Origin of the sequence: Nocardioides exalbidus (assembly GCF_900105585.1) — a bacterium.
Classification (GTDB): domain Bacteria; phylum Actinomycetota; class Actinomycetes; order Propionibacteriales; family Nocardioidaceae; genus Nocardioides; species Nocardioides exalbidus.
In genome coordinates, this window is sequence record NZ_FNRT01000002.1 from 2,349,686 (window position 1) to 2,375,676 (window position 25,991).

29 protein-coding genes are annotated in these 25,991 nt (G+C 70.2%); 26 read left to right on the forward strand and 3 right to left on the reverse strand.

The genetic code is table 11. The annotated features are described in order from the left end of the window. Position 1 precedes the first annotated feature (1 nt). From rpsS to BLV76_RS11665, 20 genes are all read left to right on the forward strand, one after another. On the forward strand, positions 2-283 hold the full coding sequence (gene rpsS, locus BLV76_RS11570; RefSeq protein ID WP_090969263.1) for a 30S ribosomal protein S19: 282 nt from the start codon (positions 2-4) through the stop codon (positions 281-283). Beyond that, complete coding sequence (gene rplV, locus BLV76_RS11575) at positions 280-705, forward strand: 50S ribosomal protein L22 (protein WP_090969264.1); 426 nt, start codon at positions 280-282, stop codon at positions 703-705. The genes rpsS and rplV overlap by 4 nt, the downstream gene beginning before the upstream one ends. Beyond that, positions 705-1,508, forward strand: a complete 804-nt coding sequence (gene rpsC / locus BLV76_RS11580; RefSeq protein ID WP_090969265.1) for a 30S ribosomal protein S3 — start codon at positions 705-707, stop codon at positions 1,506-1,508. The genes rplV and rpsC overlap by 1 nt, the downstream gene beginning before the upstream one ends. Before the next feature lie 4 nt (positions 1,509-1,512). Continuing rightward, complete coding sequence (rplP, locus tag BLV76_RS11585) at positions 1,513-1,932, forward strand: 50S ribosomal protein L16 (RefSeq protein ID WP_090969266.1); 420 nt, start codon at positions 1,513-1,515, stop codon at positions 1,930-1,932. Next, the gene (gene rpmC, locus BLV76_RS11590) at positions 1,932-2,174 is read left to right on the forward strand and encodes a 50S ribosomal protein L29 (protein WP_090969267.1); all 243 of its coding nucleotides are present in this window, start codon (positions 1,932-1,934) and stop codon (positions 2,172-2,174) included. Before rplP ends, rpmC begins: the two co-directional genes overlap by 1 nt. Further along, positions 2,171-2,440 carry a 30S ribosomal protein S17 gene (rpsQ, locus tag BLV76_RS11595; RefSeq protein ID WP_090969268.1) on the forward strand — a complete coding sequence of 90 codons (270 nt, stop codon included), beginning with the start codon at positions 2,171-2,173 and terminating at the stop codon, positions 2,438-2,440. Before rpmC ends, rpsQ begins: the two co-directional genes overlap by 4 nt. A 105-nt stretch (positions 2,441-2,545) precedes the next feature. Beyond that, on the forward strand, positions 2,546-2,914 hold the full coding sequence (rplN, locus tag BLV76_RS11600; protein ID WP_056887123.1) for a 50S ribosomal protein L14: 369 nt from the start codon (positions 2,546-2,548) through the stop codon (positions 2,912-2,914). Positions 2,915-2,929: 15 nt separating this feature from the next. Next, positions 2,930-3,271: a 50S ribosomal protein L24 gene (gene rplX, locus BLV76_RS11605; RefSeq protein ID WP_139306554.1), complete on the forward strand. Its 342-nt coding sequence runs from the start codon at positions 2,930-2,932 to the stop codon at positions 3,269-3,271. A 1-nt stretch (position 3,272) separates the two neighbouring features. Continuing rightward, on the forward strand, positions 3,273-3,836 hold the full coding sequence (gene rplE, locus BLV76_RS11610) for a 50S ribosomal protein L5 (protein ID WP_090969270.1): 564 nt from the start codon (positions 3,273-3,275) through the stop codon (positions 3,834-3,836). A 1-nt stretch (position 3,837) separates the two neighbouring features. Continuing rightward, positions 3,838-4,023, forward strand: a complete 186-nt coding sequence (locus tag BLV76_RS11615) for a type Z 30S ribosomal protein S14 (protein ID WP_056599702.1) — start codon at positions 3,838-3,840, stop codon at positions 4,021-4,023. A 69-nt stretch (positions 4,024-4,092) separates the two neighbouring features. After that, the gene (gene rpsH / locus BLV76_RS11620) at positions 4,093-4,512 is read left to right on the forward strand and encodes a 30S ribosomal protein S8 (protein ID WP_090969271.1); all 420 of its coding nucleotides are present in this window, start codon (positions 4,093-4,095) and stop codon (positions 4,510-4,512) included. A 34-nt stretch (positions 4,513-4,546) separates the two neighbouring features. Continuing rightward, a complete protein-coding gene (rplF, locus tag BLV76_RS11625; protein WP_090969272.1) occupies positions 4,547-5,089 on the forward strand; it encodes a 50S ribosomal protein L6 in 543 nt (180 codons plus the stop codon). Position 5,090: 1 nt separating this feature from the next. Continuing rightward, positions 5,091-5,474 carry a 50S ribosomal protein L18 gene (gene rplR / locus BLV76_RS11630; protein WP_090969273.1) on the forward strand — a complete coding sequence of 128 codons (384 nt, stop codon included), beginning with the start codon at positions 5,091-5,093 and terminating at the stop codon, positions 5,472-5,474. 37 nt (positions 5,475-5,511) lie between these two features. Further along, a complete protein-coding gene (gene rpsE / locus BLV76_RS11635; RefSeq protein ID WP_090969274.1) occupies positions 5,512-6,135 on the forward strand; it encodes a 30S ribosomal protein S5 in 624 nt (207 codons plus the stop codon). Then, positions 6,135-6,317 carry a 50S ribosomal protein L30 gene (gene rpmD, locus BLV76_RS11640; protein WP_090969275.1) on the forward strand — a complete coding sequence of 61 codons (183 nt, stop codon included), beginning with the start codon at positions 6,135-6,137 and terminating at the stop codon, positions 6,315-6,317. Before rpsE ends, rpmD begins: the two co-directional genes overlap by 1 nt. Before the next feature lies 1 nt (position 6,318). Further along, positions 6,319-6,759 (forward strand): 50S ribosomal protein L15, encoded by a 441-nt coding sequence (rplO, locus tag BLV76_RS11645; RefSeq protein WP_090969276.1) that lies wholly within the window; start codon positions 6,319-6,321, stop codon positions 6,757-6,759. A 192-nt stretch (positions 6,760-6,951) separates the two neighbouring features. Further along, a complete protein-coding gene (gene secY / locus BLV76_RS11650; RefSeq protein WP_090969277.1) occupies positions 6,952-8,247 on the forward strand; it encodes a preprotein translocase subunit SecY in 1,296 nt (431 codons plus the stop codon). Continuing rightward, positions 8,248-8,823, forward strand: coding sequence for an adenylate kinase (locus tag BLV76_RS11655; RefSeq protein ID WP_090969278.1), 576 nt, complete (start codon positions 8,248-8,250; stop codon positions 8,821-8,823). A gap of 32 nt (positions 8,824-8,855) precedes the next feature. Further along, the gene (gene map / locus BLV76_RS11660; RefSeq protein ID WP_090969279.1) at positions 8,856-9,680 is read left to right on the forward strand and encodes a type I methionyl aminopeptidase; all 825 of its coding nucleotides are present in this window, start codon (positions 8,856-8,858) and stop codon (positions 9,678-9,680) included. A 207-nt stretch (positions 9,681-9,887) separates the two neighbouring features. After that, positions 9,888-10,916, forward strand: a complete 1,029-nt coding sequence (locus BLV76_RS11665) for a TerC family protein (RefSeq protein ID WP_090969280.1) — start codon at positions 9,888-9,890, stop codon at positions 10,914-10,916. A 3-nt stretch (positions 10,917-10,919) separates the two neighbouring features. On the opposite strand, the gene BLV76_RS11670 is transcribed toward BLV76_RS11665, so the two are convergent. From BLV76_RS11670 to BLV76_RS11680, 3 genes are read right to left on the reverse strand one after another with little or no spacing between them, the layout of a single operon-like run. Further along, the gene (locus tag BLV76_RS11670; protein WP_090969281.1) at positions 10,920-11,597 is read right to left on the reverse strand and encodes an HNH endonuclease family protein; all 678 of its coding nucleotides are present in this window, start codon (positions 11,595-11,597) and stop codon (positions 10,920-10,922) included. Beyond that, the gene (locus BLV76_RS11675; RefSeq protein WP_090969282.1) at positions 11,585-12,988 is read right to left on the reverse strand and encodes a serine/threonine-protein kinase; all 1,404 of its coding nucleotides are present in this window, start codon (positions 12,986-12,988) and stop codon (positions 11,585-11,587) included. The genes BLV76_RS11670 and BLV76_RS11675 overlap by 13 nt, the downstream gene beginning before the upstream one ends. After that, complete coding sequence (locus tag BLV76_RS11680; RefSeq protein ID WP_090969283.1) at positions 12,985-14,193, reverse strand: FHA domain-containing protein; 1,209 nt, start codon at positions 14,191-14,193, stop codon at positions 12,985-12,987. Before BLV76_RS11680 ends, BLV76_RS11675 begins: the two co-directional genes overlap by 4 nt. Positions 14,194-14,353: 160 nt before the next feature. On the opposite strand from BLV76_RS11680, the gene BLV76_RS11685 reads away from it, so the two are divergent. From BLV76_RS11685 to rpmJ, 6 genes are all read left to right on the forward strand, one after another. Continuing rightward, positions 14,354-20,626, forward strand: a complete 6,273-nt coding sequence (locus BLV76_RS11685) for a fibronectin type III domain-containing protein (protein ID WP_090969284.1) — start codon at positions 14,354-14,356, stop codon at positions 20,624-20,626. Positions 20,627-20,676: 50 nt separating this feature from the next. Further along, positions 20,677-21,648 carry an AAA family ATPase gene (locus BLV76_RS11690; protein WP_090969285.1) on the forward strand — a complete coding sequence of 324 codons (972 nt, stop codon included), beginning with the start codon at positions 20,677-20,679 and terminating at the stop codon, positions 21,646-21,648. An 8-nt stretch (positions 21,649-21,656) separates the two neighbouring features. Next, a complete protein-coding gene (locus BLV76_RS11695; RefSeq protein WP_090969286.1) occupies positions 21,657-22,838 on the forward strand; it encodes a DUF58 domain-containing protein in 1,182 nt (393 codons plus the stop codon). Then, positions 22,835-25,312, forward strand: a complete 2,478-nt coding sequence (locus tag BLV76_RS11700) for a transglutaminase-like domain-containing protein (protein ID WP_090969287.1) — start codon at positions 22,835-22,837, stop codon at positions 25,310-25,312. Before BLV76_RS11695 ends, BLV76_RS11700 begins: the two co-directional genes overlap by 4 nt. Before the next feature lie 204 nt (positions 25,313-25,516). Next, positions 25,517-25,738 carry a translation initiation factor IF-1 gene (infA, locus tag BLV76_RS11705; protein ID WP_056599768.1) on the forward strand — a complete coding sequence of 74 codons (222 nt, stop codon included), beginning with the start codon at positions 25,517-25,519 and terminating at the stop codon, positions 25,736-25,738. Between the two features lie 31 nt (positions 25,739-25,769). After that, positions 25,770-25,883: a 50S ribosomal protein L36 gene (gene rpmJ / locus BLV76_RS11710; protein ID WP_004008316.1), complete on the forward strand. Its 114-nt coding sequence runs from the start codon at positions 25,770-25,772 to the stop codon at positions 25,881-25,883. The last annotated feature ends 108 nt before the right edge of the window (positions 25,884-25,991 follow it).

Consider the following 25,991-nt stretch of genomic DNA (forward strand, 5'->3'; position numbering starts at 1 on the left):
CATGCCTCGCAGCCTGAAGAAGGGCCCCTTCGTCGACGACCACCTTCAGAAGAAGGTGGACGCCGAGAACGAGAAGGGCAGCCACAACGTCATCAAGACCTGGTCGCGCCGGTCGATGATCGTGCCCGACATGATCGGTCACACCATCGCCGTGCACGACGGTCGCAAGCACGTCCCGGTCTTCGTGACCGACTCCATGGTCGGCCACAAGCTCGGGGAGTTCGCCCCCACCCGCACCTACCGCGGACACGTCAAGGAAGACCGGAAGGGACGCCGTCGATGAGCACCACCGAGCGCAGCCGCACCAGTGCGCGCCGCGAGTCGCTGCTCGGCGACCAGCCGGGCGCGTTCGCCAGCGCACGCTACGTGCGGATCACCCCGATGAAGGCCCGCCGTGTCGTCGACATGGTCCGCGGGCTCCCGGTCGACGAGGCCCTCACCCTGCTGCAGTTCGCGCCGCAGGCCGCCTCCGAGACCGTCTACAAGGTGCTGGAGAGCGCCGTCGCCAACGCCGAGACGACCGAGGGCCTCAACCGGGCCGACCTGGTCCTCTCCGTCGCGATGGTCGACGAGGGCCCGACGATGAAGCGTTGGCGTCCGCGTGCCCAGGGCCGTGCCACCCGCATCAACAAGCGCACCAGCCACATCACCCTCGCGGTGCAGCCGGCCGACGCGCTCACCACGAAGAACGGAAAGGGTGCCTGATGGGCCAGAAGATCAACCCGAACGGCTTCCGCCTGGGCATCTCGACCGACCACAAGAGCCGTTGGTACGCCGACAAGCTCTACAAGTCGTACGTCGGCGAGGACGTCGCCATCCGCAAGCTGCTCTCCAAGGGCATGGAGCGGGCCGGCATCTCCAAGGTCGAGATCGAGCGCACGCGTGACCGCGTCCGTGTGGACATCCACACCGCGCGTCCCGGCATCGTCATCGGTCGCCGTGGCGCCGAGGCCGACCGCATCCGCGGCGAGCTCGAGAAGCTGACCGGCAAGCAGGTCCAGCTCAACATCCTCGAGGTCAAGCAGCCCGAGATCGACGCTCAGCTGGTCGCCCAGGGAGTCGCCGAGCAGCTCGCAGGTCGCGTGCAGTTCCGTCGCGCCATGCGCAAGGCCATGCAGACCTCGATGCGCTCCGGTGCCAAGGGCATCCGGATCCAGTGCTCGGGTCGTCTCAACGGCGCCGAGATGTCGCGCACGGAGTTCTACCGCGAGGGCCGCGTGCCCCTGCACACGCTCCGCGCCGACATCGACTACGGCTTCTACGAGGCCAAGACCACCTTCGGCCGCATCGGCGTGAAGGTCTGGATCTACAAGGGCGAGGTCGCCGGCACCCGTGCCGAGCGCCAGGCCCAGCAGGCCGCCCGCGCCGGTGCCCCCGGTCGCGGCGGTCGTCCCAACACCCGTGGCGGCGAGCGCCCGAGCCGTGGTTCGCGCGGCGACCGCGCCCCTCGCGCCGAGTCGAGCGAGGCTCCGGCCGAGGCCGCTCCCAACGCCGGATCGGAGGCCTGACCTCATGCTGATGCCCCGTCGCGTCAAGCACCGCAAGCAGCACCACCCCAAGCGCACCGGCGCTGCCAAGGGCGGCACGTCGCTCGCCTTCGGTGAGTTCGGCATCCAGGCGATCGAGGGTCACTACGTGACCAACCGACAGATCGAGTCGGCCCGTATCGCCATGACCCGCCACATCAAGCGTGGCGGCAAGGTCTGGATCAACATCTACCCGGACCGTCCGCTGACCAAGAAGCCGGCCGAGACCCGCATGGGTTCCGGCAAGGGTTCCCCCGAGTGGTGGGTTGCCAACGTCAAGCCCGGCCGCGTCATGTTCGAACTCTCCGGCGTGGACGAGACCGTCGCCCGCGAGGCCATGCGCCGCGCGATGCACAAGCTCCCCATGAAGTGCCGGTTCATCTCCCGTGAGGCCGGTGAATTCTGATGGCTACCAAGCTGAACGCCCACGAGCTCGACGAGCTCGACGCCACCGAGCTGGAGGCGAAGCTGCGCGAGGCCAAGGAGGAGCTGTTCAACCTCCGCTTCCAGGCGGCCACCGGCCAGCTGGACAGCCACGGCCGGCTCCGCGTGGTCAAGAAGGACATCGCCCGCATCTACACCGTGGTCCGCGAGCGCGAGCTCGGCATCCGCACCGCGCCGGGCACCAACGAAGAGGCGAAGGCATGAGCGAGAACGTAGTTGAGCGCAACCAGCGCAAGGTCCGCGAGGGCCTGGTCGTGAGCGACAAGATGGACAAGACCATCGTCGTCGCTGTCGAGGACCGCGTGAAGCACGCGCTCTACGGCAAGGTCCTGCGCAAGACGTCGCGCCTGAAGGCCCACGACGAGACCAACCAGTGCGGCATCGGCGACCGGGTCCTCATCATGGAGACCCGTCCGCTGTCGGCCACCAAGCGCTGGCGCCTCGTCGAGGTGCTCGAAAAGGCCAAGTGACCTCAGGCCCCGCCGGGCCTCGAGCACAAGTTTCCACATATCAGTTCGGCCAGGCTCGCTCCCCGCTGAGGGGGCGAGAACCAGCTCGACAACCAGGAGAAATCAATGATCCAGCAGGAGTCGCGACTCAAGGTCGCCGACAACACCGGTGCGAAGGAGATCCTCTGCATCCGTGTTCTCGGTGGCTCTGGCCGTCGCTACGCCGGCATCGGTGACGTCATCGTCGCCACCGTCAAGGACGCGATCCCCGGTGGCAACGTCAAGAAGGGCGACGTCGTCAAGGCCGTCATCGTGCGCACCGTCAAGGAGCGTCGCCGCGCCGACGGTTCCTACATCCGCTTCGACGAGAACGCCGCCGTCATCCTCAAGAACGACGGCGAGCCCCGTGGCACGCGCATCTTCGGCCCCGTCGGCCGCGAGCTGCGCGAGAAGCGCTTCATGAAGATCATCTCGCTCGCCCCCGAGGTGCTGTGAGAGATGGGTAAGGACATGAACATCAAGAAGGGCGACACCGTCAAGGTGATCGCTGGCAAGGACAAGGGTGCCCAGGGCAAGGTCATCTCGGTCCTCCGCGAGGAGGACCGCGTGATCGTCGAGGGCGTCAACCTCGTCAAGCGCCACACCAAGTCGGTTCAGCAGACCAACACCACCGGCGGCATCATCACGCGTGAGGCGCCGATCCACGTCTCCAACGTGATGCTGGTCGAGGGTGACGGCGTCACCCGCATCGGCTTCCGCCGCGACGAGGTCACCAAGCGTCGCCCCGACGGGTCGACCTACAGCGCCACCCGCTCGGTCCGCGTGTCCCGCAAGACCGGCAAGGAGATCTGAGATGGCCGAGACCACCACCGAGATCCCGCGTCTCAAGGCGCGCTACCGCGAGGAGATCATCCCCGCGCTGCGCTCCGAGTTCGAGATCGCCAACATCATGCAGGTCCCCGGCCTGACCAAGATCGTGGTCAACATGGGTGTCGGCGAGGCTGCTCGCGACTCCAAGCTGATCGAGGGCGCCATCCGCGACCTCACCGCGATCACCGGCCAGAAGCCGGCCGTGACCAAGGCCCGCAAGTCCATCGCGCAGTTCAAGCTGCGTGAGGGCATGCCGATCGGTGCGCACGTCACGCTGCGCGGCGACCGCATGTGGGAGTTCCTGGACCGCCTGCTCTCCCTGGCGCTGCCCCGCATCCGCGACTTCCGCGGCCTCTCGCCCAAGCAGTTCGACGGCCGTGGCAACTACACCTTCGGTCTCACCGAGCAGGTCATGTTCCACGAGATCAACCAGGACAGGATCGACCGGTCGCGCGGCATGGACATCACCGTGGTGACCACCGCCACCAACGACGACGAGGGCCGTGCGCTGCTCAAGCAGCTCGGCTTCCCGTTCAAGGAGAACTGACATGGCGAAGACTTCCCTCAAGGTCAAGGCCGCTCGCAAGCCGAAGTTCGCTGTCCGCGGCTACACCCGCTGCCAGCGCTGCGGCCGCCCGAAGTCCGTCTACCGCAAGTTCGGCCTCTGCCGTATCTGCCTGCGCGAGATGGCCCACCGCGGCGAGCTCCCCGGCGTGACCAAGTCCTCCTGGTAATCACCTCACACCCGTTGAAGGTCCCCAGGCCGCGAGCCTGAGGAAACCACGACGAGAAAGAACCACATCATGACGATGACTGACCCGATCGCAGACATGCTCACGCGTCTGCGCAACGCCAACCAGGCGTACCACGACGTGGTGTCGATGCCTTACAGCAAGATGAAGGCCGGCCTCGCGGAGATCCTCAAGCAGGAGGGGTACATCACCTCCTACGACGTCGCCGACAACGTCGACGCCGAGGGCGAGCCCGCCGTCGGCAAGACGCTGACCGTGACGCTCAAGTACGGCCGCAACCGGGAGCGCTCGATCGCCGGCGTCCGCCGCATCAGCAAGCCCGGCCTGCGCGTCTACGCCAAGCACACCAACCTGCCCAAGGTCCTCGGTGGCCTCGGCGTCGCGATCATCTCGACGTCGCAGGGCCTGTTGACCGACCGCCAGGCGAACCAGAAGGGCGTGGGCGGCGAAGTCCTCGCCTACGTCTGGTGACCCGGACCTACTGAGACCAGGAAGAGAGAGAAGCATGTCGCGCATTGGCAAGCTCCCCATCGCGGTCCCGTCCGGTGTCGACGTCGCGATCGCCGACTCGCTGGTGACCGTCAAGGGCCCCAAGGGCACCCTGTCGCACACCATCGCCTCGCCGATCACGGTCGCCAAGGGCGAGGACGGTGTCCTCGAGGTTCAGCGCCCCGACGACGAGCGCAACAGCCGCTCGCTGCACGGCCTGACCCGCACGCTCATCAACAACATGGTGGTGGGCGTCACCGAGGGCTACGAGAAGAAGCTCGAGATCGTGGGCGTGGGTTACCGCGTCCTGCCCAAGGGTCCGACCCAGCTGGAGTTCCAGCTCGGCTACTCGCACCCGATCATCTTCGACGCCCCCGAGGGCATCACCTTCACCGTCGAGGGCCCGACCAAGCTCGGTGTCGTCGGCATCGACAAGCAGCTCGTCGGAGAGGTTGCGGCCAAGATCCGCAAGCTCCGCAAGCCCGAGCCCTACAAGGGCAAGGGCGTGCGCTACGCCGGCGAGCACATCCGCCGCAAGGTCGGAAAGGCCGGTAAGTGACATGGCGATCTCGCTGAGCAACAACAAGCACACCGCCAACCGCGTTCGTGCCCGTCTGCGCCGTCAGGCGCGCGGTCGCAAGCGGATCAACGGCACTGCCGAGCGTCCGCGCCTGGTGGTCACCAAGTCGGCCAAGCACCTCTCGGTGCAGGTCGTCGACGACCTGCAGGGCGCCACGCTGGCCTACGCCTCCACCATGGAGGCCGACGTCCGTGGCACCGAGGGCGACAAGACCGCCAAGGCCAAGAAGGTCGGCGAGCTGGTCGCGTCGCGTGCCAAGGCGGCCGGTATCGAGGACGTCGTCTTCGACCGCGCCGGCAACAAGTACCACGGCCGCATCGCGGCCCTGGCCGACGCCGCCCGTGAGGGCGGCCTCCAGTTCTGATCGCCCACGCGAAGAATTCTGAAAGAGGAGAAGACTCATGAGCGGAGCCCAGCGCGGACAGCGCGGTGGCGAGCGCCAGGGTGGTGACCGTCGCGGACGCGACAACGGTCGCAACCAGGCGGACAAGACCGCCTACATCGAGCGCGTCGTGGCGATCAACCGTGTCGCCAAGGTCGTGAAGGGTGGTCGTCGCTTCAGCTTCACCGCCCTCGTGATCGTCGGCGACGGTGAAGGTCTGGTCGGCGTCGGCTACGGCAAGGCGAAGGAAGTTCCCGCGGCGATCGCCAAGGGTGTCGAGGAGGCCAAGAAGCACTTCTTCAAGGTCCCCCGCATCCAGGGCACCATCCCGCACCCGGTGCAGGGCGAGAAGGCCGCGGGCGTCGTCCTGCTGCGTCCCGCCGCTCCCGGTACCGGCGTCATCGCCGGTGGCCCGGTGCGTGCGGTCCTCGAGTGCGCCGGCATCCACGACGTGCTGAGCAAGTCACTCGGCTCGTCGAACCAGATCAACATCGTCCACGCGACGGTCGAGGCCCTGCGCATGCTCGAGGAGCCCGAGGCCGTGGCTGCTCGCCGTGGCATGCGGGTCGAGGACGTCACCCCGGCCGCGCTGCTCAAGGCGCGCGCCGAGGGCCAGGCGGAGGCCGCGGGGGTGCAGGCGTAATGGCACAGCTCAAGGTCCAGCAGAAGCGCGGCACGGTCGGCCTCAAGGCCAACCAGCGCGAGACGCTCCGCTCGCTCGGTCTCAAGCGGATCGGCGACGTCGTCGTGAAGGAAGACCGCCCGGAGATCCGGGGCATGATCAACACTGTCCGTCACCTGGTGACGTTCGAGGAGGTGGAGTGACATGACGCTCAAGCTGCACCACTTGCGTCCCGCTCCGGGCGCCAAGACCGCCAAGACCCGCGTGGGTCGCGGTGAGGGCTCCAAGGGCAAGACCGCCGGTCGCGGTACGAAGGGCACCAAGGCTCGCTACCAGGTTCCGGTGGCGTTCGAGGGTGGCCAGATGCCGATCCACATGCGCCTGCCCAAGCTGAAGGGCTTCAAGAACCCCTTCCGCGTGGAGTTCCAGGTCGTCAACCTCGACCGCCTCGGGGAGCTCTTCCCCGACGGTGGCGCGGTGACCGTGGCCGACCTCGTCGCGAAGGGCGCGGTCCGCAAGGGCCAGCCCGTCAAGGTCCTGGGCCAGGGCGACATCTCCGTCGCCGTCCAGGTCAGCGTCGACGCGTTCTCGTCCTCGGCCAAGCAGAAGATCGAGGCCGCAGGCGGCTCCGCGACCGTGGCTTGAGGCCACGCACTCGCACATTCGGTGAAGGCCCGGCCGCACAGTGGGAACTGTCGGCCGGGCCTTCGTCGTTAGCGGGGAAGCGGGCTCTCGACCGCCACTTGTTAGGCTTCCCCGGGCTTGTCGGCGTACTGCGTCGAAGGTCTCTCGTCCGCCCGCCGATCCTGGCCGGGCACCCTTACGAAAGAGGAACCAGTGCTAGGCGCGTTCGCCAACGCTTTCCGGACTCCGGACCTGCGGAAGAAGCTGCTGTTCGTCCTGCTGATCGTCACGATCTTCCGGCTCGGATCGCAGGTGCCCACCCCGGGCGTCCACGTGGCCAACGTCCAGGCCTGCATCAACCAGCTCGAGGAGGGCGGGCTCTACAGCCTGATCAACCTCTTCTCGGGCGGTGCGCTGCTCCAGCTCACCATCTTCGCGCTCGGGATCATGCCCTACATCACGGCCTCGATCATCCTGCAGCTGCTCGTCGTGGTCATCCCACGGCTCGAAGCGCTGAAGAAGGAGGGCCAGGCCGGCCAGACGAAGATCACCCAGTACACCCGCTACCTCACGCTCGGCCTCGCCGTCCTCCAGGCGACCGGCATCGTCGCGCTCGCGCGCAACGGCGCGCTGCTGCAGGGCTGCAACCGCGACCTGCTGCACGACAACGGCACCCAGACGTTCCTCGTCATGGTCATCACCATGACCGCCGGCACCGCGGTCATCATGTGGCTCGGTGAGCTCATCACCGACCGCGGCATCGGCAACGGCATGTCGATCCTCATCTTCACCCAGGTCGTCGCCACCTTCCCGGCGTCCCTGTGGAGCGTGAAGACCTCGCAGGGCTGGGTCACCTTCGCCATCGTGATGGTGATCGGGCTCGTCCTCGTGGCCGGCGTCATCTTCATCGAGCAGGCACAGCGCCGCATCCCGGTGCAGTACGCCCGCCGCATGGTCGGTCGCAAGATGTTCGGTGGCAACTCCACCTACATCCCGCTCAAGGTCAACCAGGCCGGCATCATCCCGGTCATCTTCGCCTCGTCGCTGCTCTACCTGCCGGCGATGGCGGTGCAGTTCAACCCCGACAGCAAGAACCCCGTGCTGGACTTCATCAACCGCTACATGGTGGGCGGCGACCACCCGCTCTACATGGCGATCTACTTCCTGCTGATCATCTTCTTCACGTACTTCTACGTCTCGATCACCTTCAACCCTGTCGAGGTGGCGGACAACATGAAGAAGTACGGCGGCTTCATCCCCGGGATCCGGGCGGGCAAGCCGACCGAGGACTACCTGTCCTACGTCCTGTCCCGCATCACGTTCCCTGGAGCTCTCTACCTCGGCCTGATCTCGTTGGTCCCGCTCGTCGCGTTCGCGATGATCCAGGCCAACCAGAACTTCCCGTTCGGTGGCACGTCCATCCTCATCATGGTCGGCGTCGCGCTCGACACGGTGAAGCAGATCGAGAGCCAGCTCCAGCAGCGCAACTACGAAGGATTCCTCCGCTAAATGAGACTGATCTTCATGGGCCCGCCCGGTGCGGGCAAGGGCACGCAAGCGAAGTTCGTGGCCGACCACTTCGGCGTGCCGGCCATCTCGACGGGCGACATCTTCCGGGCCAACGTGTCTGCGGGCACGCCGCTCGGTGTCGAGGCCCAGCGCTACATGGACTCCGGTGAGTACGTCCCCGACGAGGTCACCAACAAGATGGTGCGCAACCGCATCGACGAGGACGACGCCGCGCCCGGCTTCCTCCTCGACGGCTACCCGCGCACCCTCGCCCAGGTGGCCGAGCTCGACGGCATGATCGAGTTCACCGGTCACCGCCTCGATGCGGTCGTCGTGCTGACCGTCGACGCCGAGGAGCTCGTCCAGCGGTTGCTGCAGCGCGCCCAGACCGACGGTCGCGCCGACGACACCGAGGACGTCATCCGGCGCCGCCAGGAGGTCTACACCGAGCAGACCGCTCCGCTCATCGAGGTCTACCGCGAGCGGGGCATCCTCGTCGAGGTCGACGGCATGGGCGAGGTCGACGACGTCACCAAGCGGATCTTCGACGCGCTCGACGTCGTCCCGCAGAGCTGACCCACCGGACGCAGGACGGGTGCAGGACGACCATGGCGTTGCGTGACCGCGGGATCGAGATCAAGTCGGCCGACCAGATCGACCTGATGCGGGTCGCCGGGCGGCTCGTGGGGGAGACCCTCGAGCTGCTGCGCGACGCCGTGCGTCCCGGGGTCACCACGCTCGAGCTCGACACCCTCGCGGAGACCAACATCCGCGACCACGGCGGCATCCCGTCGTTCAAGGGCTACAGCCAGCCGCCGTTCCCGGCGACCATCTGCGCCTCGGTCAACGACGAGGTGGTGCACGGCATCCCCGGCCCGCGCGTGCTGGCCGAGGGGGACGTCATCTCGATCGACTGCGGGGCCATCGTGCAGGGGTGGCACGGCGACGCCGCGATCACCGTGCCCGTCGGCGAGGTGCCCGACGACGTACGTCGACTCCTCGAGGTCACCGAGGAGTCGCTCTGGCGCGGCATGGCGGCCGCCCGCCTCGGCGGCCGGGTGACCGACATCAGCCACGCCATCGAGACCCACGTCCGCGCGCAGGGCCGCTACGGCATCCTCGAGGACTACACCGGTCACGGCATCGGCACCGAGATGCACATGGCTCCCAACGTGCCCAACTACGGCCGCAAGGGCCGCGGCGCCTCGATCGTCGAGGGCCTCGCGCTGGCCGTCGAGCCGATGGTCACCCTCGGCAGCAAGCACACCGACCTGCTCGAGGACGAGTGGACCGTGGCGACGGTCGACGGGTCCTACGCCGCGCACTTCGAGCACACGTTCACCGTCACGCCGCGGGGCGCGTGGGTGCTCACCGCCGTCGACGGCGGCGAGGCCAGGCTGGCCGAGCTCGGCGTCCCATTCGGCGGACGCTGAGACCGCGAGTCGACCACGCCCCACCGGGCGTGGAAGGATGGATCCGCTGGAGGGGAGTATTCCCCTGACGGTGGTGCCGTCATCACGGTGTCGCGCGAGCGGCCCCCGGTGTCACCGGTTCGCCCATCCAGGTGAGCGGAAGAGACCTCCGGTGGCCGTGCCGTGCGCGGACACCGGCACTCACCTTCACCCCTAGGAGCAAACAGCGTGGACGTCCCCCTCTGGGTCTGGATCGCGACCTTCGCCGTCACCATCGTCATCTTCACCTTCGACCTCGTCGTCGTGGGCCGCCGCCCGCACGAGCCGAGCATGAAGGAGTGCGCGACCTACCTCTCGATCTACGTCGGCCTGGCCATCATCTTCGGCGCAGGCGTGTGGCTGACGTGGGACCACCAGCACGGGCTGGAGTTCTTCTCCGGCTGGCTGGTCGAGTACTCGCTGTCGATCGACAACCTCTTCATCTTCATCATCATCATGGCGAAGTTCGCCGTGCCCAAGGAGCTCCAGCAGTACGCCCTGATGATCGGCATCGTGATGGCGCTGGTCATGCGCGCGATCTTCATCGGTGTCGGCGCGGCCGCGATCAACAACTTCAGCTGGGTCTTCTACCTCTTCGGCCTGTTCCTGGTCTACACCGCGATCAAGCTCGCCAAGGAGGGCGCGGAGGACGAGGACGAGGAGTTCGAGGAGAACAAGCTCGTCGCATTCGTCGAGCGACGCTTCCCGGCCACGTCGGAGTGGCACGGCAAGAAGCTGCTGGTCGCCGGTGACGGCGCCAAGAAGATGATCACGCCGATGTTCATCGTGATCATCACGCTCGGCACGACCGACCTCCTGTTCGCGCTCGACTCGATCCCCGCGATCTTCGGCATCACCAAGGAGCCCTACCTGGTGCTCACGGCCAACATCTTCGCGCTGATGGGCCTGCGCCAGCTCTACTTCCTCATCGGCGGCCTGCTGCAGCGCCTGATCTACCTCTCCTACGGCCTGGCGTTCCTGCTCGCGTTCATCGGCGTCAAGCTGATCCTCCACGCGATGCACGAGAACGAGCTGTCGTTCATCAACGGTGGCGAGCACATCTCGTGGGCCCCGGACGTGCCGATCTGGCTCTCGCTCGTGGTCATCATCGCGACGCTCGCCGTCACCGCGGCCCTGTCGCTGTTCGTGTCGAGCCGCCAGACGCCGGAGGAGCAGGACGCGGCCAGCGGCCCGCGTCGCGACTGGGACAACGACTGACGCTCAGCAGCGTCGGGCGACTCGTCGTACGACGTCCGCGTCGGCCGTGGTGAGGGGCAGGTCCCACGCCACGGCCACGCGGACGTAGCGGCGCACGTAGTCGCAGCGTGCCCGCCGCCACGGGGGCAGCCACTCCCCGGGGCCGTCGGCGAGCTTGTCCTGGTTGCTGCGGGCCGAGACGGCGAGCAGCTCGCGGCGTACGTCGTTGGCGAACGCCACGCGCCGGCGCTGGGACCACGCCCACGCGCCGCCGTGCCACGCCCGTGCGAGCGGGTACACGTGGTCGACGGCGATGTCGTAGCCGTCGTCGCGCCAGGTCATCCGCTCGCCGGTGTAGGGGTCGCGCAGCCGTGCCTGGTAGATGCGGCAGCGTGAGCCCCACCGCATCTCGATGTCGCTCATCTGCAGCAGCAGGACGTCCTCGCGGGTCGAGCAGCCGTTGTGCCCCCGGGGGCCGTCGTGGTCGTCGGTCCACGGCTCGCCGAACACGCACGCCCCGGGATCGCAGGCGCGGTCGTAGCCGGGGTGGTACCCGAGGTCGTCGACGACCCGCGCCCGGTCGAGGAGGCCCAGGATGCGGTCCTTCTCCGGTGAGGCAGCCGAGGCGGCCGGGGTCGGTGCCACGGGGGAGGTGCCGGTGAGGCCGAGTGCGAGGACGCACGCAGCGATCAGGACACGCACTGGCTCGTGCTCGGCGAGACGTCGTCGCCCCGCGTCATGCGGAGGTCGAGGCAGACCGGGTCGGGGGTGCGGACCAGGAGCTGCTGCTTGGTGGTGGTCCCGGCCTCGTCGGTGTCGTCGCGGTGCCAGCTGAAGGTGTCGCCCGGCTCGACGTCGACCGGCGCGTTCCACTCGAAGAGGACACCGCGCGGCGTGCGGCTGCCGGTCAGCAGGGGCGCCTGGGTCAGCGTGTCCACGACGATGCCGTCGGGCGTGCGGGTCGCAGCCGGGTCGCCGACGCCGGGGTCCTCCTCGCGGTCGCCACCGAAGAAGAGGAAACCGAGGATGAGGGCCAGCACGGCGACGCCGACGCCGGCCCACACCAGGCCGGAGACACCCGACCCGGAGTCGGTGTCCTCGGCGGCGTCGGGGTCCTGCGCCGCGATCCGGCGCGGCCCGCTGGCGGAGATGACGGTCACCGGCTTCATGGCGGTGGCGTCCTCGGGGACGTCGACGACGTCGGGGGAGGGCGGCGCCGAGGCGTCGGGCCGGTCGCCCTCGACGGCGACGGCGGTGCGGGCCCACCCGGCGGCGGCCTCGATCCGCTGGAGCGCCCGGGCGAGCTCGAGGGCGCTCTCGGGACGGTGCTCGGGACGCTTGGCCAGGCACTGCTGGAGCAACCGGTCGAGAGCGGGAGGGACGTCGGGACGCTGGGTCGCGGGCGGCGCGGCGTGCAGGATGCGGGCGCTGAGGGCGCGCGTGGAGTTGTCCCCCGACGGGATCGCGAACGGCGACCGCCCGACGAGCAGGTGCCAGATCGTCGCGCCGAGCGAGTAGACGTCGGACGCGACCGACCCGTTGGACCGGCCGTCGAGCAGCTCGGGCGGCGACCACGGGTAGGAGATGCGCACGTCGTTGTCGCCCTCGACCTCGGCCATGTGGCCGGCGATGCCGAAGTCGGTGAGGGCCGGCTCGTGGTAGCTGGTGACGAGGACGTTGCTGGGCTTGATGTCGCGGTGCAGGATGCCCGAGCGGTGCGCCGTCTCGATCGCGCTGGCGAGCTTGATGCCGGTGGAGACCGCGTCGACCGGGGCCATCGGGTTGGAGCGCACCCGCACGCCGAGGTCCGGCGGCGGGCAGTAGCGCATGACGAGGAACGGCCGGCCGCCCTCGGCCGTCACGCCGGCCGTGATCACGGAGACGATGTAGGGGTGGTCGGCCAGGCGCGCCATCGCGTTGGCCTCGGCGGTGAAGAGGTACTTCTCGCGGTCGGTCAGCGGCACGTCGGGACGCACGACCTTGACCGCGACCCGCTGGCGCGGCCACTGCTGCTCGTAGAGGAAGACGTCGGCGAAGCCGCCGCTGCCCAGGTGCTCGACGAACGCGAACCCGGGGATGACGGGGGCGCTCACCGGCCGATCCCCCCTGACTCGTAGCGGACGGCATAGACGTGCGCGAGGTCGATGACCGTGCCGGGCTCGAGGACGTAGGCCTCACCCGGTCGCATGCCCTGCGGCTCGCGGCCCGGGAGTGCGATGGTCGTCCCGCCCCGGCTGTCGAGGTCGCGGGCGACCACGTCCCACCCGTCGAGCTCGATCTGCAGGTGGCGCCGGGACACGAACGAGTGGTCGGACGGCAGGTGCACCAGGTGCGGCCAGTCGGTGCTGCCCGTCGCCGGTGCGGGCTTGCGGCCGATGATCACGCCGCGGTCGAGCGGGACGACCTCGCCGGTCGGCAGCCGCAGCCCACCGAGCGAGGGCCGGTCGACCCGTCGCGGCTCCTGCGGCGCCACGCGCTGGTGGCACACCCGGCACTGGGGCGAGATCGGTGGGGTCAGGTGGCCCAGGGGACAGCTCACGGCCAGCACGGTCGGCGTGGTGCTGTGGGAGAGGTGCGCGGGACGGTGCGACGTCGACCCGTCATGGTCGTCGGCCCCGGCACCACCGTCGGCGTCGGGATCGGCGGCGGGTGCGGTGTGGGGGTCGGTGTCGGGACGGATCGTGGTGTGCGTCCCCTCCTCGATGCGCGCGACCAGGAGCGGGTCGGGCTCGGAGGTGTCCATCAGGGAGCCGGTGTCCTCGACGGGCCGGCGGATCCTGGTGCGCGGCGGGGGACCGTCGGGCCCCTTGGCGGCGAGGATCGAGTCGGGGATGCCGTCGATCATCGCCGCGGTCGGTGCCGGCGCCTCCACCTCCTGGGCGCGGTGGGCAGGTGCGGTGCGCACCACGACCGGCTGGATCTCGACCCGGTCGGCGGCCACGACACCGCCGACGAGCCGGCGCGTGGGGGCGAGCGCAGCGGGGTCGTCGCCACCGTCGAGGCTGAGCACCCGCGCGGCACCGGACAGGCGCACGTGCCCGGTGCCCCGGGACACGGTGGTGGAGGAGCCCGGGGTGAAGTCGACCAGCGCGAGCCCGGGCGGGTCTCCCTCGAAGGCCTTCTCGACGATCGCCATCACGCGCTCGACGACGGAGGAGCCGCTGGGGGCGGTGAGCGACAGCGCGTCCCAGATCTCCTGGACGACCTGCTCGTCGGCGGGGTCGGTCAGCAGCAGCCAGTGCGCGCCGCTGCCGAGCAGCACGCCGGCACCGCTGGCGTACCTCGCATCCACGATCACCGTCGGCCCCCCTCGCACACGCCCACCACTCCATCATCACCCATGTGGCCGTTCGGCCGCACGCGGTCCCGACTTGATGGATCCTGACCTCATACATACCCTCCTCTGGGTAGACGGCTGCGGACGCGCACGTCACCGGCGGGGGCCAAGGGGGATTGACGTGGGACGTGGGGCGACGCTGCGTCGGCATCGCGCGGGCATCGCCTCTGCCCTCGTCCTCACGCTCGCAGCGGGAGCGGTCGTCACCTACGCGGTGACCGCCAGCGGCTACAAGAAGCACGAGGCCGAGCTCAACGACGGTGGCGTCTGGGTCGTCAACGGCGACAAGGGCTGGTCAGGTCGGCTGAACAAGCCGATCAACCAGCTCGACGGCGTCGTGCCCAGCCAGGACGGCAAGACGCGCCTCGACGTCGTGCAGGACGGCGCTGCCGTCGTGAGCCTCGACATCGACGCGGCGCGCGGCCAGTCGATCGACGCCAGCAGGCTGGTGTCGCAGGACGGCGGTGCGGCCGCGGTGCCGGCCGGCGGCGAGGTCCGCATGGCCGGCGGCACGCTCGCGAGCGTCGACGCCGAGACCGGCGACGTCTGGGCGGTGCGCTACGACGACCAGCTGGGCTCCCCGGTGATGACCGCGGTCGACCGCCAGTCGGAGCCGCTCGCCGAGACGGGCGAGGGCGCCTCCCTCGCGGTGAGCCTGGCCGGCACGGTCGTGGTGACCTCCAGCGTCGACGGGACCGTCACCACGCTGGCGGCCGGTGCCAGCACGTTCTCCGGCGAGAAGACCCGGGACCTCCCGGGGGACGCCGGACAGGTCGCCGCGGTGACGACAGTCGGCGAGCGCATCGTCACCCTCGACCCGGACGCCGGGGTGGTCAGCGTCGTCGGTGGCGGCACGGGATCGGTCCCGCCCGGCTCGGTCCTGCAGCAGTCCGGCCCCGCGGCCGACGCGGTGCTGGTCGCCGGCCCGGACGCGCTCTACAGCGTCGACCTCGACTCGGGCGACGTGACGACGGTGGCCGACGCCGAGGGCACGCCCGTCGAGCCGGTGCGCCTGGGTGCGTGCGTCTTCGGTGCGTGGTCCGGCGGCACGGGCCACCTCGCGACCCAGTGCGGCTTGCAGCCGGCAGCGACCAGCGACCTCGGCGGCAACGCCACCGCCCTGGCCTTCCGGGTCAACCGCGGCGAGATCGTCCTCAACGACGCCAACAGCGGAGCGGTCTGGGACGTCCAGCAGGAGAAGCCGATCCGGATCGACAACTGGGAGTCGTTCACCTCCAAGAAGAAGAAGGACGACGACGAGGAGGACAACGAGAACCAGAACGACACCGACCGGCGTCCTCCGCAGGCCAAGCCCGACTCCTACGGCGTGCGCGCGGGTCGCACCACCGTCCTGCACCCGCTCGACAACGACTCCGCCCCCGAGGGACGGCTGCTGAGCATCGTCGACGTCGAGCAGCCCACTGGCGGCGCCCGCGTCGAGATCAGCCCGGACGGGCAGACGCTGGTCCTCCAGATGCCGGAGGAGGGCCGGCCCGCCCGGTTCGACTACTTCATCGACGACGGGCGCGACGGCCTGTCCGCCCACGCCACGGTCGACGTGGACGTGCGCGGCGACCAGGACAACGAGGCCCCGGAGCTGCGCGCGGGCTACGAGAAGCCCACCTACAAGGTGCCGCACGGCGGCTCCCTGGCCGTGCCCGTCCTCTCCGACTGGCGCGACGACAGCGACGGCGACACGATCCTGCTCGACTCGGCCCGCGCCGTCGGTGGCGACGAGAGCGGCGCCATGGCCCGGACGACGGCCGACGGGCGCATCCGCTTCTCCGCACCGACCACGGCTGCCGACAGCCAGGAGACGGTGCGCGTCGACTACGCCGTCACCGACGGTCGCTCGGCCCCGGTGCGCAAGTCGATCAGCTTCCAGGTGCAGGCGCCCAAGGACCAGCGGGCCTTCGCGCCCAGCGCCCAGCCCGACGTCGTCCGCGGGGAGGTGGGCCAGCCGATCAAGATCCGCCCGCTCCTCAACGACCTGCCCGGTTCCGACCCCGGCGCTCCGAACGCCGAGCTGAGCCTGGGCGGCAAGGTGCCGCAGCAGCCCGGCGCGAAGGTCGTCACCGACCTCGACTCCGGTCAGCTGACCGTCACCGCCGACCGCGTGGGCACCTACTTCCTCAAGTACGACGCCGGCTACGGCAACGCGCCGCCGGACCAGGGCACGATCCGGGTCGACGTGAAGCCGCGGCCGAAGCGCTCCGCCGACCCGATCGCGATGCCCGACACGCTGACGATCTACGGCCAGGCGCCGGGCATCGTCGACGTGCTCGCCAACGACCTCGACCCCGCCGGTGGGCTCCTCGTCGTGCAGCGTGCCTCGGCCGAGGACGAGCGCCAGCTCGACGTGGCCATCATCGACGGCCGGTGGCTGCGGATCTCGGCGGTCCAGCCGGTCCTCGCCCCGGCCACGCAGACGGTCTCCTACACGATCAGCAACGGTGCCAACTCCGGCGTGCGTGGCGAGGTCGTCGTCACCCAGCGACCCGAGCCCGAGGACAACACCCCGATCACCGTCGCCGACAAGGTCGTCGTGCGTGCGGGCACCTCGGTCTCGGCGCCCGTCCTCGACAACGACGTGTCGCCCTCCGGCGACCGGCTCACCCTGCTGGGCAACGTGGTCGACGGTGACGCCCCCGGCATGCTCGAGGTGGTGGCACCCGTCGACGTCACCGGCGACGTCGGCAAGGCCTACGTGTCCGGACGCGTGGTCCGCTACGTCGCCCCCGAGCAGATCGCGGAGCGCGACACCTTCGAGGTCACCTACGTCGCCCAGAACCTCGACGGCCGACGGGCCGAGGGCCTGCTGAGCGTCACCGTGGTGCCGAAGGACGACCCCAACGACCCGCCGGAGCCGCCGACCCTCGAGGGCCGCGTCGTCTCGGGCGACACCGTCAAGGTGCGCGTGCCCGGCGTCGGGGTCGACCGCAACGGTGACCCGGTCACGGTCACCGGCATCACGTCCGCCCCGCGGCTCGGCCGCATCGTGTCCTACGGCGGCAACTTCCTGGAGTACCAGGCCTACCCGCGCACGACGGGGACCGACGAGTTCAGCTACTCGATCGTCGACTCGCAGGGCGCGTTCGCCACGGGCCTGGTGCGCGTCGCCGTCGTCGAGCCCGACGGCACCCAGCCGCCGCTCGCGGTCGCCGACCGGCTCACCGTCGCGCCCGGGCGCACCGCCACGTTCGACCCGCTCGCCAACGACTTCATCGCGCCGGGCGACTCGGTCGAGATCAAGCTGGTCGACGCGCCGGACGGCGTCGAGCTCGACCCGGAGACCAACCTCGTCACGGTCCCGGCACCGGCGACCGTCGACGAGCCGTCCGTGGTGATCGTCTACACCGTCAGCAACGGCCTGAGCCAGTCGCGCGCCACGATGACGCTCGAGACGGAGGCGGACTTCAACAACCCGCCGATCGTCTACGACGCGTTCGGGAGCGTCGAGGAGAGCGGGAGCGTCGTCGTCGACGTCCTCGAGGGCGCCTACGACCCCGACGGCGACGCCGGTGACCTCGTCGTGAGCGACGTGTCGGGCGACGAGTCGGCCACCGTGGTCGGGGGCTCCCGGGTCCGCGTGGACCGTGGCGCCTCGCCGAAGGTGCTCCCGTTCGAGGTCCGCGACGCCGACGGCGGCGTCGCCACCGCGTCGGTCTACGTCCCGCCGACCGGCAACGGCCTGCCCTACGTCCTGCCCGACTCCTTGATCCGGCTCGACGCGGGCGACAGCGTGGGCGGCAAGCTGTCCGACTACGTCGCCGCGCCCGAGGGAGCCGACGTACGCCTCGCGTCCGGGCGTCGATCGTGGTCGGGCTCGCCCGCGGCCCTCACCGCCGGCCCCGACGGCGACACGAGGTTCACGGTGTCGGCAGCACCCGGCTACCGCGGCCCCGGCGCAGTCCTGGTGGAGGTGACCACGTCCACCGACGCGTCCGGCAACGAGGACACCTCGACGACCGACGACGGGGCCACCGTGCTCCTGTCGATCCCGGTCCAGGTCGGCGACGACACGCCGACCCTCGAGTGCCCGTCCACCGTGGTGCCGATCTCCGCCGGACAGACCTACGACCTCGACATCGCCACGTTCTGCAAGGTCTACACCGTCGACCCACGGGACGCCGCCGGCCTCGACTACACCGCCGAGTGGAGCCAGGGCATCGACGGGGTCGACGTCTCCGCACCCGCGGGATCGGTCGCGACCATCACGGCGGCGGACTCCGCGACCCAGGGTGGGGAGGGCTCGCTCACCGTGCGTGCCGGTGGCAGCAACTCCCAGGAGATCCGCTTCCGGCTCGCAGCCGCGCCGCCCCCGACGCTGCTCCCGATCCGGGTCGAGACCCTGGAGGCGGGCCAGAGCCGCTCCTTCGACATCGCCTCCTACCTCCAGGCCGGCGTGTCCGACCCGAGTCCCACCATCGTCTCGGTCAGGAGCACCGGCAACTCGCAGGTCAAGGCCACGACCAGCGGCAGCAGGCTGACGTTCACCGCCACGAAGGACGCCCGCGGTGCGGACGCGAGCTTCCAGCTCGTCGTGAGCGACGTCGACTCCTCCGACGCGCCGGCGGCGCGTCGCGTCGAGGGGCGCGTCCAGTTCAAGGTCGTCGGCGTGCCCGACGCACCGGGGAGCCCGCGGCCGTTCCCGGACGCCGAGCGTGAGGGCGCGGTGAAGATGTCGTGGGCCCCGCCGGCGGACGACGGCGGCTCGCCGATCACCTCCTACGTCGTGCGCGAGGAGAAGAGCGGCGACACCCAGAGGTGCGACACGAACCTGTGCGTGTTCCGCAACCTCGACAACGGCCGCAACTACTACTTCCGCGTGAAGGCCGTGAACCGGGTCGGGGAGAGCGACTGGAGCGACCTGTCCAAGCAGGCGCGCGCCGACACCGCACCCGGCCGGGTCTCCAACATCCGGATGACCGACCGTGGCAACGGCACGATCACCTTCGCGTGGGACAAGCCGACCACCCAGACCTCCAAGATCCTCAGCTACTCCGTCTCGTGGGCGGGCGTCAGCGAGCCGATCGTGGTGCCGGGCGACAAGCCCAGGTTCACCGCGACCGGTCTCGACAACAACGCGCGCTACGTCTTCCAGGTGAAGGCGGTGAACGAGACGGGCGTATCGCTGCCACGTTTCTCCCCGGAGATGCAGTCGCTCGGCACCCCCGTTCCTCCTGCGGCGCCCGCCGTCGTCGACCTCGAGGCGGGTGCCAACCAGACCAACGTGAGGATCAGCTGGCAGGCAGTGCTGCCCGAGGGCCCCGGCCCGACGGCGTACACCGTCACCTACAGCAACGGCTCCACCACCGGTGCCGTCCCGGGGTGCCAGAAGCTCGTGTCGCTCACGTGCACGCACTCCGGCGTGCCCTACGACGGGCTCACCTACACCTACCGCGTGGTCGCGGCCAACGAGCCCGGCAACCGGTCGCTGCCCAGCGAGGGCACCGCGATCCAGGCCGTCGGCCGACCGGCCGCGTGGGGCGGCTTCACCGCGAGCGCGACCGGCAACAGCCAGGAGGCGCAGCTCCAGTACACCGTTCCCGATGCCCGTGGCTCGACGAGCAAGGTCGACATCCTCGTCGCCGGAGTCGCGGTCCGGACCTTCAACCAGCAGACCGGCTTCGTCACGACGCGCGTCCCGACGCCGAGCAACGAGCAGCCCTACCCGGTCCAGCTCAGGGTGTGCAACGAGGACGCCCCCGCCGGCTGCACCCTCAGCGCGACCCAGAACGTCCAGACCTACGGGCGTCTCGACGGGATGCTCAACGACATCCCCGACGCTGCCGTCAGCGGCAAGCAGGTGACCTGGACGGTCAGCGGCTCGAGCAACGGAGACCCGGGATCGCTGGTCTACCGCATCAACGGCGGGGCCGAGCAGACCATCAACCTCACCGGCGTGGGCGGCTTCAGCCAGGCGATCACCACCACGACCGAGGACTTCGCTCAGAACGTGACGCTCGACGTGCGGCTGGTCGACACCGCCCCCGCCGGGCGGGGCGAGGCACGCAAGTCGAAGACCTCCATCAGCGGCGTGCCCGATCCGGGCGTCACCGTGGAGCGGCGCCTGCAGTGCCGTGACGACGACAACGACCCGAACAACAACTGCTGGCAGGGCGAGGGCAACGGCAAGCCGCCGCCCTGCGAGCGGGACGGCTGCGGGTTCATCAAGTTCTACGTCTCGGGCTTCTACGAGAGCTTCACCTGCCGGGTGAGCATGAGCTGGAACGGCTACACCGGCTGGCGCACGTACTCCTTCAACAACCCCGTGGGCGGGCAGGTCTCGCAGGACACCGACTGGTACTCACCGAACGGTGGCGGTGCCACCATCACCTGCCAGGGCAACGGCTTCTGGCAACGGACGGCGTCCGGTTCCCAGGGCTGGTAGCCACCTCCACCACCTTTCATCACGCACCTCCGAGACAGGACACGCACCGCATGACGATCAGCCACGAACAGGCCGAGTGGTTCAAGTCGACCTTCGACCAGCTCACCGACAACATGGAGAAGGCCGTCCTCGGCAAGCGCCACGTCGTCCGGCTCGCGCTCACCTGCCTGCTCTCCGAGGGACACGTCCTGCTCGAGGACTTCCCGGGCACGGGCAAGACGATGCTCGCCCGCGCGCTGGCCAACACCGTGCAGGGCAGCCACGCGCGCATCCAGTTCACGCCCGACCTGCTGCCCTCCGACGTCACCGGGGTGACCGTCTACGACCAGCACAAGGGCACCTTCGAGTTCCACCCCGGCCCGATCTTCCACACGATCGTGCTGGCCGACGAGATCAACCGCGCCTCGCCGAAGACCCAGTCGGCCCTCCTCGAGGTGATGGAGGAGGGACGGGTCACCGTCGACGGCGTCGCGCACCCGGTGGGCAGGCCGTTCCTCGTGATCGCCACCCAGAACCCGATCGAGCAGGCCGGCACCTACCGCCTCCCCGAGGCGCAGCTCGACCGCTTCCTCATGAAGACCTCGGTGGGCTACCCCGACCGCCAGGCAACCGTCGAGCTGCTCAACAACGCCGCGGTCCGCGACCGCGCCGCCCTCGTCACGCCGGTCATCACGGCCGCGACGATCGCGCAGATGAGCGGGCTGGCCGACGACGTCTACGTCGACCCCGCGGTGATCGGCTACGTCGCCGAGCTCGCCGAGGAGTCCCGCCGCCAGCCGCACGTGAAGCTCGGCCTGTCGGCCCGCGGCTGCCTGGCCTTCGTCCGGGTCGCCAAGACCTGGGCCGCCGCCGACGGTCGCGACCACGTCGTCCCCGACGACATCAAGGACCTCGCCGAGCCCGTGCTCTCGCACCGCCTCCTGCTCGACGCCGAGGCCCAGTTCAGCGGCATCGACGTGCAGACGGTCATCTCCCGACTGCTCGACTCGGTCGCGCCGCCGACCGACCGCGTGGGGGGCTGAGACGTCCCATGAGGCAGCGGTTGAACGATGCGCTCGGGGTCATCAAGCCGATCGGCTGGTTGGTCCTCGGGCTCGGCCTGGGCTCGCTCCTGGTCGCCACCGCCATGCAGTGGCGCGAGCTGGCGGTCCTCGGTGTGGCGTGCCTCGCGCTGATCGTCCTCGCGCTGCCGTTCCTCGTCGGCCGCACCGCCGTCTCGGTCGACCTCCGCCTCCAGCCCGAGCGCGTGGCGGCCGGGCAGTCGGTGGCCGCCGGCGTGCTGGTGGTCAACCGCGCCACGTCCCGGCTGGTGCCGACGACGCTCGAGGTGCCCGTCGGCTCGGCCGTCCACCGCTACGGCATCAGCTCGCTCGCTCCAGGCGCCACGCACGAGGAGTCGTTCACGATCCGCACGGAGCGGCGCGGGGTCATCTCGGTCGGCCCCGCCATGACCCGTCGCGGCGACCCGGTCGGCATCTTCTCCCGCGACGTCGTCTGGACGCCGGTGCGCGAGGTGCTCGTGCGTCCGCACCTCGTGCCGATGGAGTCGCTCGGCGCCGGGCTGCTCCGTGACCTCGAGGGCGTCTCGACCGACGCCGTCAGCCAGAGCGACCTCGCCTTCCACGCGCTGCGCGAGTACGTCCCCGGCGACGACCTGCGCCACATCCACTGGCGCTCCTCGGCCAAGGTGATGGCCTCCACCGGCGAGTCGGCTCTCCTCGTGCGCCAGTACCTCGACACCCGTCGCAGCCACGCCACGATCGTGGTCGACGACGACGTGTCGTCGTGGGCCGACCCGGAGGACTTCGAGACCGCGATGGCCGTCGCCGCCTCGATCGCGGTGCGGGCCGTGCTGGACGAGTTCGACGTGTCGTTCGTCTGCGGTCGCCACGCCTCGACCGGCTCCGACGGCTACCTCGCGCTCGACGCCGTCTGCCGGGCCGAGCTCGGCCGCCGCGGCATCGTCGAGTCCGGCCGCCAGGCCACCACCCTCGCGCCCGACACCAGCCTCGCCTTCTTCGTCGGCGGCCGGGGGACCGAGTTCACCGACCTGCTGCGCTCGGCTGCCGCGTTCCCGCCCGAGGTACGCCGCTTCGGCATCGTGGTCGACCCCGAGGGCAACAGCCGGGTGACCGAGACCGGCGGCCTGCCGGTCCTCCACCTCGCCGCCAAGGAGGACCTCGGCGGCCTCCTGCGCTGGAGCGTGCGATGACTGCGCGCCGCTCGAACGCCGACGCGATCCGGAGCCAGTCCACCGGGACCCGCACCCGGGTGCGGTCGCACCCGCTGCTGCCCGACCGCCACTCGTGGATCGACATCGGCTTCACCCTGGCTCTGGTCGGCATCGCGCTCAGCGCCTTCGGCTCCTCGTTCACGGGCTCGCAGTACCTCGTGGTCGGGCTGCTCGGCGCGCTCGTCGCCGTGGTCGTCACCCACCTGACCCGCGCCGCCGGCTGGCCGATCATCTCCGCCGTCGTCATCTGCCTGGCCGTGTTCTTCCTGCTGGGCGGGCCCCTCTGCCTGCGCTCCCTGGGCGACACGTCCGTGCTCCCCGGCGCCTCCACGCTGAGCCGGGTCGCCGATCAAGCGGTCTTCGGCTGGAAGGACCTGCTCACCACGTTGCCGCCGATCGACGGCGACGGCCCGCTCCTCGTGCTGCCGTGGATGTCCGGGATGATCGCCGGCATCGTCGGCCTCGGCCTGGCCCATCTCCCGGCGCGCCGGCCGTGGCTCGCGGCCCTGCTGCCCGTGGCCGGCCTCACCCTCGTGCTCTCCGGCGCCATCGTGGTCGGCGTACGCCACCCGCAGTCGCTGCTGCTCCAGGGCTCGGTCTTCGCCGGCGTGGCGCTCGCCTGGCTCGCGGTCCGGGCCCGCCGCGCCAGCGCGACCGTCCAGGGCGGCACCACGTCCTACGTCCGGGGCGTCGGCGCCGTGGTCATGCTCGCGCTCGCCGCCGCGCTGGCCTTCCCCGCGAGCGCCGTCTTCGCCCGCAACGACCGCGAGCGGCTCGTGGCCCGCAACTGGGTGGAGCCGCCGTTCGACATCGGCCAGTACCCCTCGCCGCTGGCGGGCTTCCGCAAGTACGTCGACCTCAAGGGCCGCACCGACGACGCCAACGTCTACGACAAGGCGCTCTTCGACATCGAGGGCGTCGAGCCCGGCACCCTCGTCCGGTTCGCGGCGATGGACCGCTACGACGGCATGGTCTGGGGCGCCACCGACGACGCGCTGCCCGGACCGGCCGACGACTCCTTCCAGCGGGTGTCGTCCACGATCGACAACCCGGTCCGCGGCACGGAGGTCGACGTCACGATCACCCTCGACGAGGGTTACGACGGCGTGTGGCTGCCCACCGTCGGTGCGCTCCAGTCGATGGCGTTCGAGACCGCCGACGCGCGGGCGAAGGCCGAGGTCTTCCGCTACAACCTCGCCACGTCGACCGCGGTCGTGCCGAGCGGGCTCCAGCCCGGCGACCGCTACACCTTCACCGCCGTCGAGCCCGACGACGAGCTGACCCGCGGGACCGTCGCGTCGTCCGACGTGACCGGCCTCCCCGCGAGCGCCGCCTTCATCCAGGGCCCGACCGAGAAGTGGACCGAGTCGGCGGGCTCGGACCCCATGGCGCGCGTCCTCGCTGCCGCCGAGCACCTCAGGACCGAGGGCAAGTACTCCGACGGCATCGGGCGCACCGAACGGGTCTACGTCGCCGGCCACAGCGTGTGGAGGCTGTCCGACGAGTTCGTCAACGCCCCGCAGATCGTCGGCAACGACGAGCAGTACGCCGCCACGATGGCGCTGATCGCCAACAACATCGGCGTGCCGGCGCGGGTCGTGCTCGGCGCGACCGTCCCCGAGGGGGGCACGGTCACCGGCAAGGACGTCTCCGCGTGGGTCGAGCTGCGCGCGGCCGACGGCTCGTGGAAGACGCTGCCCACCAGCGCGTTCATGTCGACCACGCCACCCGCCGACCAGCTCCCCGAGACCAACACGCCGATGTCGGGCACCGTCATCCCGCCGCCCAACCCGATCCCGCCGCCGTCCGACGCGGGGGAGCAGAGCGACGCCGACCTCAAGGAGCGCCGCGCCACCCGCAAGGACGCCGACGACGAGGAGGGCCTGATCGCCGGGCTCCCCGGCTGGGTCGGCGCCGTGATCACCTACGTCGGCGGTCCACTCCTGCTCATCGCCCTGCTCCTCGGCGCGGTCGTCGCCCTGAAGGCACTGCGCCGCCACCGCCGCCGCAGCGCCGACTCGGCCTCGGCCCGCTTCGTCGGCGCCTGGCGCGAGCTCGTCGACCACGCGCTCGACCTCGGGCAGGTCGTCCCCCTCGGCCCCACCGTGACCCGCCGGGAGCAGTCGGCGGGCATCGTGTCCGACGGCGCGGCGGGGCTCGCGCGCCGCGCGGACAGCTCCGTCTTCGGCCCGAGCGCGCCCGAGGCGGACGCGGCGGCGACGTACTGGGCCTCCGTCGACGCCGAGCGCCGGGCGATGTCGCAGGGCGTACGCCGGCGCCAGCGCCTGCTCGCGGCGATCAGCCTGCGCTCGCTGCTGGGCGTGCGCTCGCGGCCCCGGGCCGACGCGGACGGTGCATCCGACGAGGAGGCGTCACCGGCCGGCCGGGTCGCGCGCCTGGGGGCCGCCCTGCGCAGGCCCTCGGATTGGCGTTCTCGCAGGTCGCCTGACTAAACTGGTGCGTCGGCCCAACGTGGGCTGTGTTCTGTGGTGCCTCGCGGCTGCCCGGAATCTCGTGTGAACGTCTCGACGGTCGTGCGCGTGCCCGGGGAAATGAGGTCTCGCAGGCCGCCTCACGAGGTCCACCGGCCTCCTGCACGCAGGAGCCGGGCGGTTCCCGGGCCACGGTAGACAACGAGACAACAGATTGTGGAGGACATGCCGAAGAAAGAAGGCGTGATCGAGATCGAGGGCACCGTCGTGGAGGCCCTTCCCAACGCCATGTTCCGCGTGGAGCTGGCGAACGGGCACAAGGTGCTCGCGCACATCAGCGGCAAGATGCGACAGCACTACATCCGGATCCTCCCCGAGGACCGGGTCGTGGTGGAGCTCTCGCCGTACGACCTCACCCGGGGTCGGATCGTCTACCGCTACAAGTGACAGTCCAGCCGAGTAGCAAGGATTCGTTGACATGAAGGTCAACCCCAGCGTCAAGCCCATCTGTGACAAGTGCAAGGTCATCCGCCGTCACGGCCGGGTCATGGTCATCTGCGAGAACCCCCGCCACAAGCAGCGTCAGGGGTGAGCGTGGGCTTCCAGGTACGGCGCAGCCGGAGCTGGATGCCCATCGCGAGCCGCGCAGCCGCTTGCGGCAAGCGGGCCTGAATCCCAGCAGGACCACAGCAACTCCATA

Coding starts and splice junctions, on each gene's coding strand:
- rpsS (WP_090969263.1), top strand. CDS start 2: ATGCCTCGCAGCCTGAAGAAGGGCCCCTTCGTCGACGACCACCTTCAG.
- rplV (WP_090969264.1), top strand. CDS start 280: ATGAGCACCACCGAGCGCAGCCGCACCAGTGCGCGCCGCGAGTCGCTG.
- rpsC (WP_090969265.1), top strand. CDS start 705: ATGGGCCAGAAGATCAACCCGAACGGCTTCCGCCTGGGCATCTCGACC.
- rplP (WP_090969266.1), top strand. CDS start 1,513: ATGCTGATGCCCCGTCGCGTCAAGCACCGCAAGCAGCACCACCCCAAG.
- rpmC (WP_090969267.1), top strand. CDS start 1,932: ATGGCTACCAAGCTGAACGCCCACGAGCTCGACGAGCTCGACGCCACC.
- rpsQ (WP_090969268.1), top strand. CDS start 2,171: ATGAGCGAGAACGTAGTTGAGCGCAACCAGCGCAAGGTCCGCGAGGGC.
- rplN (WP_056887123.1), top strand. CDS start 2,546: ATGATCCAGCAGGAGTCGCGACTCAAGGTCGCCGACAACACCGGTGCG.
- rplX (WP_139306554.1), top strand. CDS start 2,930: ATGAACATCAAGAAGGGCGACACCGTCAAGGTGATCGCTGGCAAGGAC.
- rplE (WP_090969270.1), top strand. CDS start 3,273: ATGGCCGAGACCACCACCGAGATCCCGCGTCTCAAGGCGCGCTACCGC.
- BLV76_RS11615 (WP_056599702.1), top strand. CDS start 3,838: ATGGCGAAGACTTCCCTCAAGGTCAAGGCCGCTCGCAAGCCGAAGTTC.
- rpsH (WP_090969271.1), top strand. CDS start 4,093: ATGACGATGACTGACCCGATCGCAGACATGCTCACGCGTCTGCGCAAC.
- rplF (WP_090969272.1), top strand. CDS start 4,547: ATGTCGCGCATTGGCAAGCTCCCCATCGCGGTCCCGTCCGGTGTCGAC.
- rplR (WP_090969273.1), top strand. CDS start 5,091: ATGGCGATCTCGCTGAGCAACAACAAGCACACCGCCAACCGCGTTCGT.
- rpsE (WP_090969274.1), top strand. CDS start 5,512: ATGAGCGGAGCCCAGCGCGGACAGCGCGGTGGCGAGCGCCAGGGTGGT.
- rpmD (WP_090969275.1), top strand. CDS start 6,135: ATGGCACAGCTCAAGGTCCAGCAGAAGCGCGGCACGGTCGGCCTCAAG.
- rplO (WP_090969276.1), top strand. CDS start 6,319: ATGACGCTCAAGCTGCACCACTTGCGTCCCGCTCCGGGCGCCAAGACC.
- BLV76_RS11655 (WP_090969278.1), top strand. CDS start 8,248: ATGAGACTGATCTTCATGGGCCCGCCCGGTGCGGGCAAGGGCACGCAA.
- map (WP_090969279.1), top strand. CDS start 8,856: ATGGCGTTGCGTGACCGCGGGATCGAGATCAAGTCGGCCGACCAGATC.
- BLV76_RS11690 (WP_090969285.1), top strand. CDS start 20,677: ATGACGATCAGCCACGAACAGGCCGAGTGGTTCAAGTCGACCTTCGAC.
- BLV76_RS11695 (WP_090969286.1), top strand. CDS start 21,657: ATGAGGCAGCGGTTGAACGATGCGCTCGGGGTCATCAAGCCGATCGGC.
- BLV76_RS11700 (WP_090969287.1), top strand. CDS start 22,835: ATGACTGCGCGCCGCTCGAACGCCGACGCGATCCGGAGCCAGTCCACC.
- infA (WP_056599768.1), top strand. CDS start 25,517: ATGCCGAAGAAAGAAGGCGTGATCGAGATCGAGGGCACCGTCGTGGAG.
- rpmJ (WP_004008316.1), top strand. CDS start 25,770: ATGAAGGTCAACCCCAGCGTCAAGCCCATCTGTGACAAGTGCAAGGTC.